The following is a 14,529-nucleotide window of genomic DNA, read 5'->3' as shown; positions in this document are numbered from 1 at the left end:
CTCCCAAATGGCAGCTCTTCGACCGCCGACCCTCTCTCATCGTTGAGACCGGACGGCGAACTCCCTTCCGCCGCCGGCCTTTTCCCATGTCTTTTCCTTCAAACGGCCTTTTTCAGCGCCGATTTCTCGGCCCGCAATTCCTCGATGGAACGCACGTTGCGGCGCGCGGCACCCGCCCAGTCACGGGTCTTGACGCTGGACTTCGCAAGTCGCTCCTTCGCCGCCGGAACGGCATCGGCATATTGTGGCAGCCAGCGCGCCTGAGCGACAACCATCTCGTCAACCATCTGCCAGACCTCCTCCGGCGTGGCGACGGCGCCGACCAGCGGATCATGCAGCACGGCGAGTTTCAAAAGATCGATATCGCCAGTGACTGCCGCATGGACCGACATGCGCTGCACGTTGATGGACGCCATGCAGGTGGCCGCGCAGGCTTCCGGCAACGTGATGCCGGAAACCATGTTGATGCCGAAACGGTCGACAAAACCGGGCGATTCGATGATGGCGTCCGCCGGCAGATTGCTGATGACGCCATTGTTCTTGACGTTGAAGTGGCCGCGATAGACACGCCCGGTCTCCAGCGCCTCAAGAATATGGCTTGCATGTTCGTTGGAGCGCTTGGCCGGATCAATCGGCTTGTCGGCCGAGGCGAGAAACTGCGGGAATTCCGTTTCGAACCAGTTGCGCGTTTCGGTGGAGTGGCGGAGATAACCGCCGGTTTCCCCGTGAATCCAGTCGGACATGTCGATCCAGCGGGCGATTTCCTCTGGCCGCTTACGATACCATGGCAGATATTCGGAGAGATGGCCGTTGCTTTCGGTCGAATAGACGCCGAAGCGCTTCAGCACGTCGATGCGAAGCTTCTCCTGCTGCGAGAAGACCGGATGCGCCTCAAACGCGGCAACCAGCTCCTCCTTACCGATCTTGCCGCCATTGAGCCGCAGATCGATGAACCATGTCTGGTGGTTGATGCCGGAGCAGATGTAATCGAGTTCTGCCGGGGATTTCGCACCGAGGATTTCGGCAATCTGTTCCGCCCCGTGCTGAACGCCATGGCAGAGACCGACCGTGTCCACCTTGCCATATTCGATGGCTGCCCAGGTATTCATGGCCATGGGGTTGGCATAGTTCAGGAACTTTGCGCCGGGTGCCGCAACCTCGCGGATATCCTTGCAGAAATCGAGAATGACGGGAATGTTGCGCTGACCGTAGAGAATGCCGCCGGCGCAGATTGTATCGCCTACGCACTGGTCGATGCCGTATTTCAGCGGAATGCGGATATCGTCCGCATAGGCTTCGAGCCCGCCGACCCGCACGCAGCTGATGATGTATTTCGCGCCCTCCAGCGCCCGGCGGCGGTCGGTATGGGCGGTCACCTTCACGGGGAAACCATTTGCCTCAACGATCTTGTCAAGGATTGCCCTGATCATATCGAGATTGTGCTGGCTGATATCCGTGAGCGCGACTTCAATATCGCGAAACTCCGGCACACACAGGAGATCGGTGAACAGTTTTTTCGTGAAACCGACGCTGCCAGCGCCAATAATAGCGATTTTGAAACTCATAACGCCACCTCTGTTGCAAATCGAACGGGTGAAACGGGCCGACGGATCGTGAAATGGCATTGCAGAAAAATACCCGTGAGAATCCCGGAAAACCGGCCTTCCTCTCCAATTTTTCAGCAACAATATCCTGCTGGCTGTCTCCTCGGATCGGGATTATGCGTATAATACCGGCGAGGACCAGAGAAGGATTATGCTTTCATGGGTAATTTTGTGCTGCAGGATTTGATCGATCAGGGACCCGGCATGCGAACCGTCTCGCTGCCGCGCGGCCGCCAGACGCTGCACACCATGCCTACCAGCAGCGGTTATGAAATCCGCCGTGGCGGCAATTATGATTGGGATGGTCGCAAACGCGGACAGACGCCCTTTACCGTCCTGCAATATTGCATCGGCGGTCAGGGCAACCTGCGCTATGAGAACCGCCATTACCTGGTGAGGCCCGGCGAAACCCTGCTGCTGCTCATCCCTCACAATCACCGCTATTGGCTGGAAGATGGCAAGGAGTGGGAGTTCTTCTGGATCTCAATGAATGGCGAGGAAGCGCTCCGCATCCACCGCAACATTCTTTCCGTCACCGGCCCGATCCTCAAGCTGCAGCCTGAAACGGTGGATCATCTCGCAGGATGCTGCTCACGTCTCGTCAACGGTGCCGAGACACCGGGGGCGGCGTCGGCTGTCGCCTATGAGGCGGCGATGACGCTTTATGACGATGTCTTCGGCTCGCATCCTTCCTTTGGCGGCGAATATCGCACGATGCAGCAGGTGCTGAGCTATATAGACAGCCACCTTGGCGACCGACTTTCCGTCAGCGACCTTGCCGCCGTGGCGGGTCTCAGCCGCGCGCATTTTTCCCGAATCTTCACCGCAAGCGAAGGCCTGCCGCCGGCGGAATTCGTCTTGCAAAGACGCCTGAGACGGGCAGCGAAGCTATTGACGACCGCAGCCAACATTCCAATCAAGGAAGTCTCGGTGCTATGCGGTTTCGAGGATCCGAACTATTTCTCGAAGGTGTTCCGCAGGCTTTACGGCACCAATCCGAGCGAGTTCCGCACCACCGGCATGTATGCCAGTGTGAGGCAGGGCTGACGCGAAACAGGACTTGGTTTTGACATGTTTCAGGCGATTAAGAATAGGCGTTACACCTTCTTTGGAGGCTGGCAGAGGTGAACAGCAAAATCCGGACGATTCTCGTCTTTCCGCTCAGGGCGATCATCGTTTTCGCCATGGTTCTCGACGGCATTTTCCGTCCGCTCTACCGGCCGGTCATCAGGGCCCTGTCGAACCTGAAAATCATCCAGCGGCTGGAAAGCCGGATAGCGCAGCTGCCGCGCCTTGCCATTCTGCTCTGTCTCGCCGTTCCCTTCGCGATTGCGGAACCGATGAAGATCATAGGCCTCGTCCTCTTTGCCCATGGGGCTTTCAAGTCGGGGGTGGTTCTGACGATCATTGCCCATCTTTCGACCTTCCTGATTGTCGAACGCATCTACCATGCTGGCCGGGAAAAGCTTCTCACCTATGGCTGGCTCGCCTGGATCATGCGCTATGTGCGTTTTGCCCGTTCGTTTTACGACCGTTTGAAACTTGCGGCGCTGAGCTGGATTAGGCTTCGGGTCCTTGCACAATCGCGATAGAACCTGCCCGTCATCTTTTGCGGCGCAGCCATTTCAAGAGATATTCCGCAAGCGCAGTCGATTGCAGCGACACGAGAATGATGATGATGCCGAACACAACGCGGGCTTCAGGCACTTCGTCGAACAGAAAATATCCGACCGCAGTCACAAACAGGATCGACAGATAACTGACCGGCGCAAGGACGCTTGCATCCGCGATGCGATAGGCCCGCAGGAAGCAATATTGTCCCATCTGCGCCAGCAGTCCGATGCCGAGCAACGGAACCCAGTCAAATGACGCAACCGGCTTCCATGTCCAGATTGCCGGAATGGCGGTGATGACGGCGAGGCCCACCGTGTAGAACACCATCATGACAGTGGTGTTCTCCCGCCGCAGCGCTCGTGTCTGGATAACCGCAAGCGCACCGAACACCACCGATATCAGAACAACAATCACGCCCACGCCAAATTCCGCGCCGCCCGGCCCAATGACGACCAGAACGCCGACAAATGCAAGACAGGCTCCCGCCCAGCGAAAGCGGCTCACGCTTTCGCCAAGAAAGGCGACAGCCATCGCCATCGTCACCAATGGCCGGGAAAAACCAACGGCATTGACGGTCGCAAGCGGCAACAGGGTGATGGCGATGAAATTGCTGGTGAGCGCGATGGCATTGCAGCAGATGCGGAAAATGTTACGCCAGGGATATTGGATGCGCGCCATTTCTCCCCGGTGCCGCCAGATCAGTGGCAGGATGAACATCAGGCCAATCATCGCCCTGATAAAGACGAGCTGGAAGGCGGGATAGGTGACGCCTTGTGCCTTGACGAGCGCGGTCATACCGCCCGCAACAAGGGTCATGTCCAGCAACAGCCAGCCTATGCCCGCGCGGGTGTCCGTTTCGCGAGGGCCTTGCTGTTCTTCGCTTTGATCGTCGCCATTCACGCCGGTTGCACAAGATTGGCCATGAGGCGGAAAGCGCCAGGCACAAGCTTGTCCATCTGATGATGCAGCACGAGGCTGGTATGGGTATGCCTACCCTTGCCGATGACGCCCGAAACCAGCGCACCCTTCAGCGGCTGCTCATCGACATCATGCATGGCGAGCAATGGCTCGTAGACATCATCCCAGTGCGACGCGAAATAAAGCCCGCGCTCCTTGTCCCAGCCTCCCCAGTCAGCGGCATCAATCCTGTTCGGCCCGGCAAGCAGCGGATGGTCGGGCAAGAGCACCGTTACCTCCGCCTGCGGATCGGTCACACGCCAGCGCAGGGAAGGCTTGCCGATCTCAAGACGCCGGACCGGTGTCGTTTCCGGATTCCACCCGTCAGTCGGCCGGTGATAGAGCGTGACCAGATGACCGCCGTTTTCGACGAAGCGGTGAAGCTTCTCCGTCTCGGCAGCGAGATCCCTGCGGATGCCGAAGGCGAAGATGCCAATAACGATCGTCGTAAAGGAAGACAGGTCCCCGCCAAGCGCCTGAGCGTCGAGGTCGGTGACATCGAGTCCCATTCGCGACAGCCAAAGACCCACCCTGTCAGCACCGCCACCGACATAGCCGATCCGCGCCTTCTCGGGCAGCTTCAGGTCCAGCGAGAGGATTTTCAGAACGGACGGCGCCAGAAATCTTGCCCGGCCGATGTGCGGATAAGCGATCGGCGTTATCTGAAATGCGGGTTGCGCACCGACAAGCGCCTCGATCTGGGCAAGGCCCACCCGGGCCTCGCCGTTACGTTCGGCAATCCAGTCGCCGCCGTTCTTGCGCAGGTTCCAGCCGCCCGTATTCCTGAACGACAGCGACGCATCGGCGCCCTTTATATGCGCCTGAAAGACATGCGCCTCCTGCCCCTGTCCAAGCGGAACCAGAAGAGCGTCCGGCGCAATCGTCAGCGACTGCGCCGGCGTCACGAAAAACGGTTCCTCAAGGTCGAAGGCGGCCGAAACGGTTCTGCCTTCAACCGTTGCGGAAAGCCGCAATGAGGCGTGGCCATTGCCGCCCATGGCTTTCCAGTCGGGCTGATACAGCCCGGAAACAGGTGCATCCTGATCCGCGACAAGCGTAAAGACCCGCGTCTCGCCAAGTGACTGGATGGATGACGATACACCTGATGGCAGGACCGGGGTGACCTCGACATCAATGTGAGCCGCCTTGTCTGAAAGCTCCACGGAAAGAACCGACGTTCCGCCTGGAACGATCTCCGCCGGCTCGGCGTAGGCCCGCTCGAAAACATCAAGCGCCGTCAGGACGACGGCATCGACCTGCGCCCGCTTGCGCCCGATCCGATGTCCGTGCAGTTCCCTGAAATCCGCAGTGGCGGATTCGTCCACCGTCTGCAAAAGCGCTGCCGCCGCAAGAAGTGACGCCGTGATCCGCTGCCTGTCGGGAAAGGCTGATATCGCTTCGCTTATCGCCTGTTCCGCCTTGACCAGCGCCTTTGCCAATTCGCTATCCAGGCCCGGGAACACCGCAAGGTCTGACAACGAAGACGGCAGCCCGTCGAGGATCGAGCGTTCTTCGACCCCTGCATCACTGGCGAGTTCGAGATGCAGCGGCCAGACCTCCTGCGCCTGCTTCGGCCAATGTCCCATTCCCTGGGATGCATGGTAATAGCGCGACCACTCGCCGATGCGATCATATTGCGCGCCAGTCGCCTGCTCCCTGCCGCGAGCATTTACTGTTACGGTCGTCGCCGGCGGCGGCACTTCGTCATCATAGGTGTCACCACCGCCCGACCACGCGGGAAGGTAATATTTCGCCACCTGCCACGGCTTCAGCCCCTCTGCAAGATGTTCAGGATAGGCGGCAGGGTCCGCCGCCAGCGCGATGGCGCTCTCTGCCGCACGCGTCATGGCGCGGTGGTGCCCATGCTGTCCCGGCACATCGAGAAAGGTCGGGATGACGATATCCGGCCGCTCCTTGCGATAGGCGCGCACCAGCCGCTCAATGATGCGCTGCTGCCCCCAGCGGCCAAAGGTCTGGTCGCCATCTTTGGAGAAACCGAAATCGTGGATGATATCCGCCGGCCCATGGCCGAGCCAGCTGATGTCAGCATCGATGACACGCGCCGCCTCTTCAAGCTCCCGCGAGCGGATGACACCGAGCGCGCCAAGTCGTTCCGGCCCCAGCGCATTCTGACCGCCCTCACCGCGTGTCGAGCAGGCGATGATGGTACGCATGCCGAGCTCCATGCGGAAATAGGCGAGAAGTCCGTTCTGCTCGTCGTCCGGGTGCGCGCCGGTATGCATGACGGTCACCGTGGATTTCAGCGCGCTCAGCCTGCGATGCAGGCGTATGAGCCACGGATCGGCCATTTGCCGTTCGATGCGCTCCCGGGGGGTAAGCATGGGCAGTCTCCTCCAATATTCAGCCGGGTGCCTGCGCTGCGGCTCCCATGGATGTCTCAAGTTTTGGCGTGACGATATCGAAAAGCGGCAAGGCGGCAGCGCCGAGGGCAGCAGTCAGCTGCCCGGACTTGCCATGGATGACACGCGGAAGTTCCCGCTGCCTGCGACTTGCCACCGAGGTCGGCAAAGGCCCCATCCGTGCAATGATTTCACTGATGATGACCTCAGGCAGAGCGCCGCCGAGAATGACTGTCTGCGGATCGAGAATATTCTCGAGCATCGCCACCATGGGCGCCAAATGCGCCGCAGCTTCGTCGATCCATTCCCTCACCACGGGATGGCCTGCCTTGAACAGGGCCTCCAGATCATCAAGTTCCGTATCCGCAACACCGGCGCAGACAAGCTTTTCCTTCAGTACATAGACTGAGGCATAAGCCTCCAGGCATCCTCTCTGCCCGCAGGAAGGACAGGGCCTGCCCCTCGGCGAAACAGTCACATGGCCGATTTCGCCGGCATTCCCGAATGCACCGCGATAGGGCGCGCCATCCTGGATGATGCCGAGGCCGATACCGACGCCGAAATAGATCATGCAGAAATTCGGGATCGCCAGACCAGCACCAAACAGCCGTTCCCCGACTGCTGCGGCCGTGGCATCGTTTTCAACCACGACCGGCTGGCCGCAGGCTTCGCCCAGCATCTGCCGGGCATCAATGCCGCCCCAGCCGGAAAGCGTCGTCGGTCCCACCGAAGTCATGCCATCGATCTCGAAGGGACCGGGCATGACGACCCCGGTGCCAAGAAGCCTGCAGCCTAGATTTTTGGCAACGGCGTTATGCTCGGCGGCAAAGGTCTTGAATATGGCTTCCGGTGTCGTGTCCGAGAGCGGCGTGATGCGCTGCGTGCGAAGAACGCCGGCGAGATCAAGACCGACGGTGACCATATGGTCGGCGGCGATTTCCACGCCGATCGTCGCCCCGCCATCCGGGTTGACCGAAAACTGGATCGGCGGCTGGCCGCGACCGGAGCGACGACGGCCGAGCTCCTTCAGCAACTCCTCGCCCATGAGTTCATCGACGATATTGGCGACCGCCTGCGGCGTCAGATGCGTGATCTTGGCGATCTCGGCGCGGCCGAGGGAGCCGTGCCGCCGGACAATATCGAGGACGACTCGCCTGTTATGTTCGCGGCTCCGCTCAGGGTTTTTTCCGATTGCTACGGGATAAGCGTCCACCGTGTGCACCGTCATCTCTTCAACTTCCCGTCTGTTAGAAAATTAATAGCGTCGAACCGACGATAAGCGCAATATAATAATTCAAGTAAATTATCTTATTGACAAATGCCTGCCTTCAGAGAACCGTAAGAGCGACCGGGGGTCAGGCTTGCCCCGGCGGAAGAGGAAACTCCGCCACCGGCAGATCGATGAGCGCGCGCGAAAGCGCGGAAAAGGGAACGATGGCTCCGCATCCGGAAGACCGGGCGGAGGAAAAGGAGGCTTACATGCGCAGAGCAACTCTGTTCGCCGGCTTGGTTGCCGGTTTCAGCACATTTGCATTCAACGCCGCGCAGGCGGTTGAAATCGAATATTGGCAATATGTCTTCGACACCCGCGTGAAGGCCATGGACGAGCTGATCGCACAATTCCAGAAGGCCAATCCCGACATCACCGTCAAGCAGGTAACCTTCCCTTATGCCGATTACCAGACGCGCGTGATTGCCGCCAATATGTCCGGCAAGGGCCCAGACGTGATGCAGCTGTTTTACGGCTGGCTCGACAAGTTCGCGGCGGGCGGGATTTTGCAGCCACTGCCAACAGACGCTTTCCCGCATGACAAGATCGGAAGCGAATTTTTCCCGATCGTCAGCGCCATGAAACGCGGCGAGGACTATTACGGCCTGCCGACCGCGGTTCGTTCGCTTGCACTGTTCTACAACAAGAAGCTCTTTACCGAGGCGGGTCTCGATCCCGCAAATCCGCCGAAGACGCTCGATGAATTCGTCGCCGCCGCGCAAAAGATCGCTAAGCACGATGCCGCCGGCAATCTCACCGTCGCCGGCTCCACGCTCGATATGGGCGGACAGGATCACCAGTGGTGGCGTGAGGTGCTCATCCGCCAATATGGTGGCGAGCCCTATACCGACAACGACCAGAAGGTCGCATATAATAGCGAGCCCGGCATACAGGCTCTGAAATTCTACACCAGTCTGCAGCTCGAAAAAAAGATCGGTCAGGCGGGTTTCATGGATGAAGGCCAGGCCGCATTCCGTGCGGGCAAGGCGGGCATGACTATCGACGGCACTTTCCGGCTGGGCTCGTTCCGCACCATCAAGGATTTCGAGTGGGGCGTGACCGAACTTCCGACCAATGACAAGAATATCCGCTCCAACTATGCGAGCTATTTCGCCAACGGCATCAGCGCCAAGACAACGGGTGAAGAGCTTGAGGCGTCCAAGAAGTTCCTCGCCTATATCTCTTCACCGGAAGCCATGGCGATCTGGCTGAAGACAGTCGGCGAACTGCCGGCGCGACGCTCCGCAGCGCTGACCGAAGAAAACCTGAAGGATCCGATCTACGCGCCGTTCCTGAAGGGTCTGGAATATGCCCACACGACACTGTTCATGGATGAGGCCGCCCAGCGCCAGAACGCCATTGACATGACCAACCGGGTCCTGCTCGAGGGCCAGTCGGTTGAAGATTCCATCAAGCAGGCCGCCGAGGCCGAGCAGGAAATCATCGACGCGGCGAAACCCTGAAAACCGCAGGTCCAACCATGACAGCGACAGATCAACAGGGGGCGGTATCCGGCCGCCCCGGCGGCTCCTTTGGGGACCGTCTTTCCATGCGCACGAAACGGCTCTTATGGATATGGAGCTTTCTGGCGATCCCTATCCTGTTTTACAGCATCATCCGTTTTTACCCGACGCTGCAGGCCTTCTACCTGTCCTTCACCAACTGGGACCTGCTGAGGCCGGCAAAGTTCATCGGCGTCGCCAATTACGTCAAGCTGTTCAAGGACCCGCAATTCTGGAAGGTGTTCAAGAACACCTTCGTGTATCTCATCGTCGGCACGCCGATCAGCCTCGTGCTCGCCTTCGTCATCGCCTTTTATCTCGACCGCGTACGCATCCTGCACGGTTTCATCCGCGCGCTTTATTTCCTGCCCTATCTGACGACGGCGGCCGCGATGGCCTGGGTCTGGCGCTGGTTTTATCAACCGCCGCCCATCGGCATCATCAACGACGTCTTCGCACTTCTCGGCATTCCGCAGCAACCCTTCATCCGCTCTACGGACCAGGCGCTTTATTCGATCATGGTGACAGCCATCTGGGCAGGCCTTGGCTTCCAGATCATCATCTTCATGGCCGGACTGCGCGCCATTCCAACGACATTTTACGAAGCCGCCCGCATCGACGGGCTGGGCGAATGGGCGATCCTGCGCAAGATCACGCTTCCCCTTCTGAAACCCACCACGGTCTTCCTCGTGGTCTTCTCGTCCATCGGCTTCCTGCGCATCTTCGACCAGGTCTACAACATGACGACCAATGATCCGGGCGGACCGCTCGGCTCAACGAAACCGCTGGTGCTGATGATCTATCAGACGGCGTTCAATTCCTATGCCATGGGTTATGCCGCAGCGCAGACGGTCGTCCTGTTTACAATTCTTCTCGTCGTATCGCTGATCCAGCTCTGGGTCCTGAGGGAAAAGAAATGAGCGAAGCAAAGCCACTTTCCCACGCCCGTATCCGCCCCGGTCGCATTCTCGCCTGGACCTTGCTGTTCATCGGCGGCCTGATCATGGTTTCGCCGCTACTATTCATGTTCTCGACCTCGTTCAAGACGGCGGACCAGGTCTATGATCTCAGGCTCATTCCCGCAGCACCGACGCTTGCCAACTACATCACGGTCATGGCCGACGGCCGTTTCCTGCGCTGGTTCTTCAACTCCATGCTGGTTGCTGTCATCGTTACCGTCTCCAACTGCTTCTTTGACAGTCTGGTCGGGTACACGCTGGCGAAGTTCGAGTTTCGCGGCCGCTACTTCATCTTCCTCGCCATCCTGTCCACGCTGATGATCCCGACCGAAATGCTCGTCATTCCCTGGTATCTGATGTCCAGCCAGCTGGGCTGGCTCGACAGCTACTGGGGCATCATGTTCCCCGGCATGATGACGGCCTTCGGCACTTTCCTGATGAAGCAGTTCTTCGAGACGATTCCGAACGACTTCATCGAGGCCGCACGCGTTGACGGGCTGAACGAATTCCAGATCTGGTGGAAAGTCGCCCTGCCGCTGGTGACGCCCGCGCTCTCCGCACTCGCGATCTTCACCTTCCTCGGCAACTGGACAGCATTCTTCTGGCCGCTGATCGTCACGACCAGCAAAGAACTCTACACCCTGCCGGTCGGCCTTTCGAGCTTTGCCGTGGAACAGCAGATCCAGTGGGAAATGATCATGACGGGCGCAGCCATTGCGACCATCCCTACCCTCATCGTCTTCATCGTCCTGCAACGCTACATCGTGCGCGGTGTGATGCTGGCGGGCCTGAAAGGATAACATCATGACCGATATCAACCCGCGCCAGTCGGATACCAGCAAGTTTCCCGACCCTGTCTACAAGGAAACCGTGCTGCGCCCGCTTTTCGACGGCGCCAAGAACCACCACGTCGATGGGTTCCGCCGCATAGACCGCGCCCACCTTGTCATGCTGCGCGAAACCGGCATTCTCGATGCCGAGACGGCGGCCAAGATCGCCGGCGCACTTGAAGACATCGACAAAACCATCGAACCCGCGGAGCTTGTTTATACCGGCGAAGTCGAGGATTTCTTCTTCCTGATCGAGAAAGAGCTGAAAGCCCGCATCGGCGTTGATGTCGCCGGCCGCCTGCACACGGCCCGTTCACGCAACGATATCGATCACACGCTGTTCAAGATCGGTCTGAAGGACAAGATCGACACGCTGACCGCCAAGGCGCGTGTTCTGCTGAAAGCGCTGATCGATGCCGCCGAACGCAATCAGGCCACGCTGATCGTGGCTTACACCCATGGGCAGCCGGCCCAGCCCACCACCTTCGGCCACTACCTTTCCGCCGCGATCGAGGTGCTGATCCGGGATATTGACCGCTTTGCGGAGGCGCGCCGCATCGTTGATCTGTCGCCGATGGGCGCGGCCGCCATCACCACCTCGGGCTTTCCCATCGATCGGGCGCGGGTTGCCGAATTGCTGGGTTTTGCTGCACCGTTGCGCAATTCCTATTCCTGCATCGCAGCCGTGGATTACACGACCGCGACCTATGGCGCGATCGAACTGATGTTCCTGCATCTCGGCCGGCTCATCCAGGATTTTCAGTTCTGGACGAGTTTCGAGGTCGGCCAGATCTACGTGCCGAATGCGCTGGTGCAGATTTCCTCGATCATGCCGCAGAAGCGAAACCCGGTGCCGATCGAACATCTGCGCCACCTGGCCAGCCAGACATTCGGACGGGCGCGCACGGTGCTGGATGTGATGCATAATACGCCCTTCACCGACATGAATGACAGTGAGGGCGAGACGCAGGGCATGGGTTATGAGGCCTTCGCCTCTGCCGGCCGGGTTCTCGATCTTCTTGCCAGCCTCGTTGGCCAGATCAGCATCGATCCCGAAAGGGTCGACCAGAACATCCGCCGGTCGTGTATCACCATCACGGAACTGGCGGATTCGCTTGTCCGCATCGAAGACCTGTCTTTCCGCCAGGCGCATGAGATTGCCGCGACTGTTGCCAGGACCGTCGTCGCGCTGAAAGGCGATCTTCCGAACGACGGTTACCAGCCGTTTCTCAAGGCGTTCCATGAGCTGACAGGGCGGCAAACCGGGATCGATGAGGGAAAATTCAGACAGATCGTCTCGCCCGAGCACTTCGTTGCCGTGCGCAGCCGTTTCGGCGGCCCTGCGCCCGAACCGATGCGGGAGGCGATTTCCACCTATCGCAACACGCTTGCTGCATTCGAGGCGCAAGCACGGCGATCCGCCGATCACGAAGCGGCAAAGGCCGCGGAACTCACAGAGAAATTCACCGCCCTGACGGGAGCCCGATGATGGCGACAATCGAACTCAATAAACTCGTGAAGCGCTACGGCAAGGTCGAGGCGGTCAAGGGCATCGACCTTGCCATTGAAGACGGCGAGTTCGTCGTTTTTGTCGGACCGTCCGGCTGCGGCAAATCCACCACCCTCAGAATGATCGCCGGGCTGGAAGAAATCTCTGACGGAGCGCTGAAGATCGGCGGCGACATCGTGAATGAGAAGGAACCGAAACAGCGAAACATCGCGATGGTCTTCCAGAACTATGCGATCTATCCGCATATGACGGTTCGCCAGAACATCGGCTTTGGCCTCTACACCTCGAAGCTTGACCGCGAGGAAAAGAACCGCCGCATTGAGGAGGCCGGCCGGGTGCTCGGTCTGGAGGCCCTGCTCGACCGCCGTCCCGCGGCTTTGTCGGGCGGTCAGCGGCAGCGCGTCGCCATCGGCCGCGCCATGGTGCGCGACCCCGCCGCTTTCCTGTTCGATGAGCCGCTGTCTAACCTAGATGCCCAGCTGCGCGCGCAGATGCGCATTGAAATCAAGCGCTTGCATCAGCGTCTTAAGACGACAACCGTTTATGTCACCCACGACCAGGTGGAAGCCATGACCATGGCCGACAGGATCGTCGTCATGAAGGACGGCCACATCCTGCAGGTCGGCACGCCAACGGAACTTTATGAAACACCCGTCGATATCTTTACCGCACGCTTCATCGGCAGCCCCTCGATGAACCTGCTGCGCGGAACCAGAGCCGGCGACAGCGTCGCGCCGTCCGCCACGGGTGACCTTCTGATCGGCGTCCGGCCGCATGATCTGCTTGTTGGCGAGTCTGGGGCCGCTCAGGGGACGTTTACCCTGGAAGGAACGGTCACGGCAGTCGAGCCGCTCGGGCCGGAGACGCTTGTTCATCTGGACACCGACACCAGTTCGGTGATCGCCACGGCGAGAAGCAAAACCATTCCGGCCGTCGGCAGCAGGCTGCAATGCCAGGCGGAGCGAGGTTCGCTTTATCTTTTCGACGCCAAGACGGAAAAGCTTCTGGGCCGCGCATGATGACAACGGAAAAAACTGCCGTCATCAGCGTCGGCCGGATCTATTGTGACCTCATTTTCACCGGTCTTAATGAACTGCCGGTGCTCGGCCGGGAACTGTTTGCCCGAGACATGGAAATCGCCCCCGGCGGCGGAGCCTTCATTGCCGCCGCCCATTTCGCCCACGTCGGACGCCCGGTTGCTTTACTCGCAAGGCTCGGCACCGATACGTTTTCGCGCGACATCGGTGAGAAAATGGCGCGAAGCGGCGTGGATCTGCGGTTTCTGGAACATGCAACCGACGCCGGACCGCAGGTGACGGTGGCGACAGTGGTTGGCCAGGACCGGGCTTTTCTGACGCGCCGCGCCGGTGCCGCCCGTCCCTCGACGCTCGATGCCGCCTTCGCGTGGGATAACGCCCGGCATCTGCACATCGCCGAATTCGCCACGCTGCATGAGATGCCTGATCTGGTTTCACGCGCCAAGGCAAGCGGATTGTCAGTATCGCTCGATCCAAGCTGGGATGCTTCGCTGATTTACGATGAGGGGCTGCTCAAGGCCTGTGCCGGAGTCGACGTGTTTTTGCCCAATCTCGAAGAGGCGGAAGCAATCACGGGGCATTCTGACCCGGAAAGAGCCATCCACGCCCTGTCAGAGGCCTTTCCCGTCGTGGCGCTGAAAGGCGGCGCGCAGGGCGCGTGGGTGACTTGTCGAAGGGGCTTGCAGCATCTGGCAGCCCAGGACGTACCCGTGGTCGATACGACCGGGGCCGGCGATGCCTTTAATGCCGGTTTTCTTGATGCCTGGCTTCAAGGCAGGGACGAACAGCAATGCCTCACAGCCGGGGTTGCCGCGGGCAGTCTTGCCGTGCAGGCGGCGGGCGGCGCGCCGAAGGTGTCGGCCACCGCTTAAGGCACCCTGCCCGC

12 protein-coding genes are annotated in these 14,529 nt (G+C 59.7%); 8 read left to right on the top strand and 4 right to left on the bottom strand.

Going from position 1 to position 14,529, the window contains the following annotated elements; all coding sequences use genetic code 11:
• Nucleotides 1-98 precede the first annotated feature (98 nt).
• Nucleotides 99-1,565 (bottom strand): alpha-glucosidase/alpha-galactosidase, encoded by a 1,467-nt coding sequence (locus EYD00_RS22525; protein WP_034497937.1) that lies wholly within the window; start codon nt 1,563-1,565, stop codon nt 99-101.
• Nucleotides 1,566-1,763: 198 nt separating this feature from the next.
• Here EYD00_RS22525 and EYD00_RS22520 point away from each other — a divergent pair, with 198 nt between their 5' ends.
• Together EYD00_RS22520 and EYD00_RS22515 are read left to right on the top strand one after the other, a co-directional pair.
• Nucleotides 1,764-2,651 (top strand): AraC family transcriptional regulator, encoded by an 888-nt coding sequence (locus EYD00_RS22520; protein ID WP_022563836.1) that lies wholly within the window; start codon nt 1,764-1,766, stop codon nt 2,649-2,651.
• 77 nt (nt 2,652-2,728) lie between these two features.
• Complete coding sequence (locus EYD00_RS22515) at nt 2,729-3,196, top strand: hypothetical protein (protein ID WP_034497939.1); 468 nt, start codon at nt 2,729-2,731, stop codon at nt 3,194-3,196.
• Nucleotides 3,197-3,206: 10 nt separating this feature from the next.
• Here the strand turns inward: EYD00_RS22515 and EYD00_RS22510 are convergent, their stop codons facing one another.
• The 3 genes from EYD00_RS22510 to EYD00_RS22500 are packed head-to-tail and all read right to left on the bottom strand — an operon-like array spanning nt 3,207 to nt 7,763.
• Nucleotides 3,207-4,118, bottom strand: coding sequence for a DMT family transporter (locus tag EYD00_RS22510; protein WP_034497940.1), 912 nt, complete (start codon nt 4,116-4,118; stop codon nt 3,207-3,209).
• Nucleotides 4,115-6,517 (bottom strand): PIG-L family deacetylase, encoded by a 2,403-nt coding sequence (locus tag EYD00_RS22505; RefSeq protein WP_034497941.1) that lies wholly within the window; start codon nt 6,515-6,517, stop codon nt 4,115-4,117. Before EYD00_RS22505 ends, EYD00_RS22510 begins: the two co-directional genes overlap by 4 nt.
• Before the next feature lie 19 nt (nt 6,518-6,536).
• Entirely contained in the window at nt 6,537-7,763 is a 1,227-nt protein-coding gene (locus EYD00_RS22500) for an ROK family transcriptional regulator (protein WP_034497943.1), read from the bottom strand.
• A 251-nt stretch (nt 7,764-8,014) separates the two neighbouring features.
• On the opposite strand from EYD00_RS22500, the gene EYD00_RS22495 reads away from it, so the two are divergent.
• Genes EYD00_RS22495 through EYD00_RS22470 form a run of 6 tightly spaced genes read left to right on the top strand, consistent with a single transcriptional unit; the run spans nt 8,015 to nt 14,515 of the window.
• The gene (locus EYD00_RS22495; RefSeq protein ID WP_034498494.1) at nt 8,015-9,268 is read left to right on the top strand and encodes a sugar ABC transporter substrate-binding protein; all 1,254 of its coding nucleotides are present in this window, start codon (nt 8,015-8,017) and stop codon (nt 9,266-9,268) included.
• 17 nt (nt 9,269-9,285) lie between these two features.
• Complete coding sequence (locus EYD00_RS22490; RefSeq protein WP_034497945.1) at nt 9,286-10,227, top strand: carbohydrate ABC transporter permease; 942 nt, start codon at nt 9,286-9,288, stop codon at nt 10,225-10,227.
• Nucleotides 10,224-11,066: a carbohydrate ABC transporter permease gene (locus EYD00_RS22485; RefSeq protein ID WP_034497947.1), complete on the top strand. Its 843-nt coding sequence runs from the start codon at nt 10,224-10,226 to the stop codon at nt 11,064-11,066. Before EYD00_RS22490 ends, EYD00_RS22485 begins: the two co-directional genes overlap by 4 nt.
• Before the next feature lie 4 nt (nt 11,067-11,070).
• Nucleotides 11,071-12,585: an argininosuccinate lyase gene (gene argH / locus EYD00_RS22480; protein WP_034497949.1), complete on the top strand. Its 1,515-nt coding sequence runs from the start codon at nt 11,071-11,073 to the stop codon at nt 12,583-12,585.
• Nucleotides 12,585-13,625, top strand: a complete 1,041-nt coding sequence (locus EYD00_RS22475; RefSeq protein ID WP_034497952.1) for an ABC transporter ATP-binding protein — start codon at nt 12,585-12,587, stop codon at nt 13,623-13,625. Before argH ends, EYD00_RS22475 begins: the two co-directional genes overlap by 1 nt.
• Nucleotides 13,622-14,515: a carbohydrate kinase family protein gene (locus EYD00_RS22470; protein ID WP_034497954.1), complete on the top strand. Its 894-nt coding sequence runs from the start codon at nt 13,622-13,624 to the stop codon at nt 14,513-14,515. The genes EYD00_RS22475 and EYD00_RS22470 overlap by 4 nt, the downstream gene beginning before the upstream one ends.
• Nucleotides 14,516-14,529: the final 14 nt, after the last annotated feature.

The sequence above is a fragment of the Agrobacterium sp. 33MFTa1.1 genome (genome assembly GCF_004328495.1).
In the GTDB taxonomy this organism is placed as follows: domain Bacteria; phylum Pseudomonadota; class Alphaproteobacteria; order Rhizobiales; family Rhizobiaceae; genus Agrobacterium; species Agrobacterium pusense.
This window is presented reverse-complemented; position numbering and strand designations above follow the sequence as displayed.

Excerpts from the sequence above, each read along its gene's own strand:
- EYD00_RS22495 (WP_034498494.1), top strand. The coding sequence starts at position 8,015 with ATGCGCAGAGCAACTCTGTTCGCCGGCTTGGTTGCCGGTTTCAGCACA.
- EYD00_RS22525 (WP_034497937.1), bottom strand. The coding sequence starts at position 1,565 with ATGAGTTTCAAAATCGCTATTATTGGCGCTGGCAGCGTCGGTTTCACG.
- EYD00_RS22520 (WP_022563836.1), top strand. The coding sequence starts at position 1,764 with ATGGGTAATTTTGTGCTGCAGGATTTGATCGATCAGGGACCCGGCATG.
- EYD00_RS22505 (WP_034497941.1), bottom strand. The coding sequence starts at position 6,517 with ATGCTTACCCCCCGGGAGCGCATCGAACGGCAAATGGCCGATCCGTGG.
- argH (WP_034497949.1), top strand. The coding sequence starts at position 11,071 with ATGACCGATATCAACCCGCGCCAGTCGGATACCAGCAAGTTTCCCGAC.
- EYD00_RS22470 (WP_034497954.1), top strand. The coding sequence starts at position 13,622 with ATGATGACAACGGAAAAAACTGCCGTCATCAGCGTCGGCCGGATCTAT.
- EYD00_RS22485 (WP_034497947.1), top strand. The coding sequence starts at position 10,224 with ATGAGCGAAGCAAAGCCACTTTCCCACGCCCGTATCCGCCCCGGTCGC.
- EYD00_RS22475 (WP_034497952.1), top strand. The coding sequence starts at position 12,585 with ATGGCGACAATCGAACTCAATAAACTCGTGAAGCGCTACGGCAAGGTC.
- EYD00_RS22490 (WP_034497945.1), top strand. The coding sequence starts at position 9,286 with ATGACAGCGACAGATCAACAGGGGGCGGTATCCGGCCGCCCCGGCGGC.
- EYD00_RS22500 (WP_034497943.1), bottom strand. The coding sequence starts at position 7,763 with ATGACGGTGCACACGGTGGACGCTTATCCCGTAGCAATCGGAAAAAAC.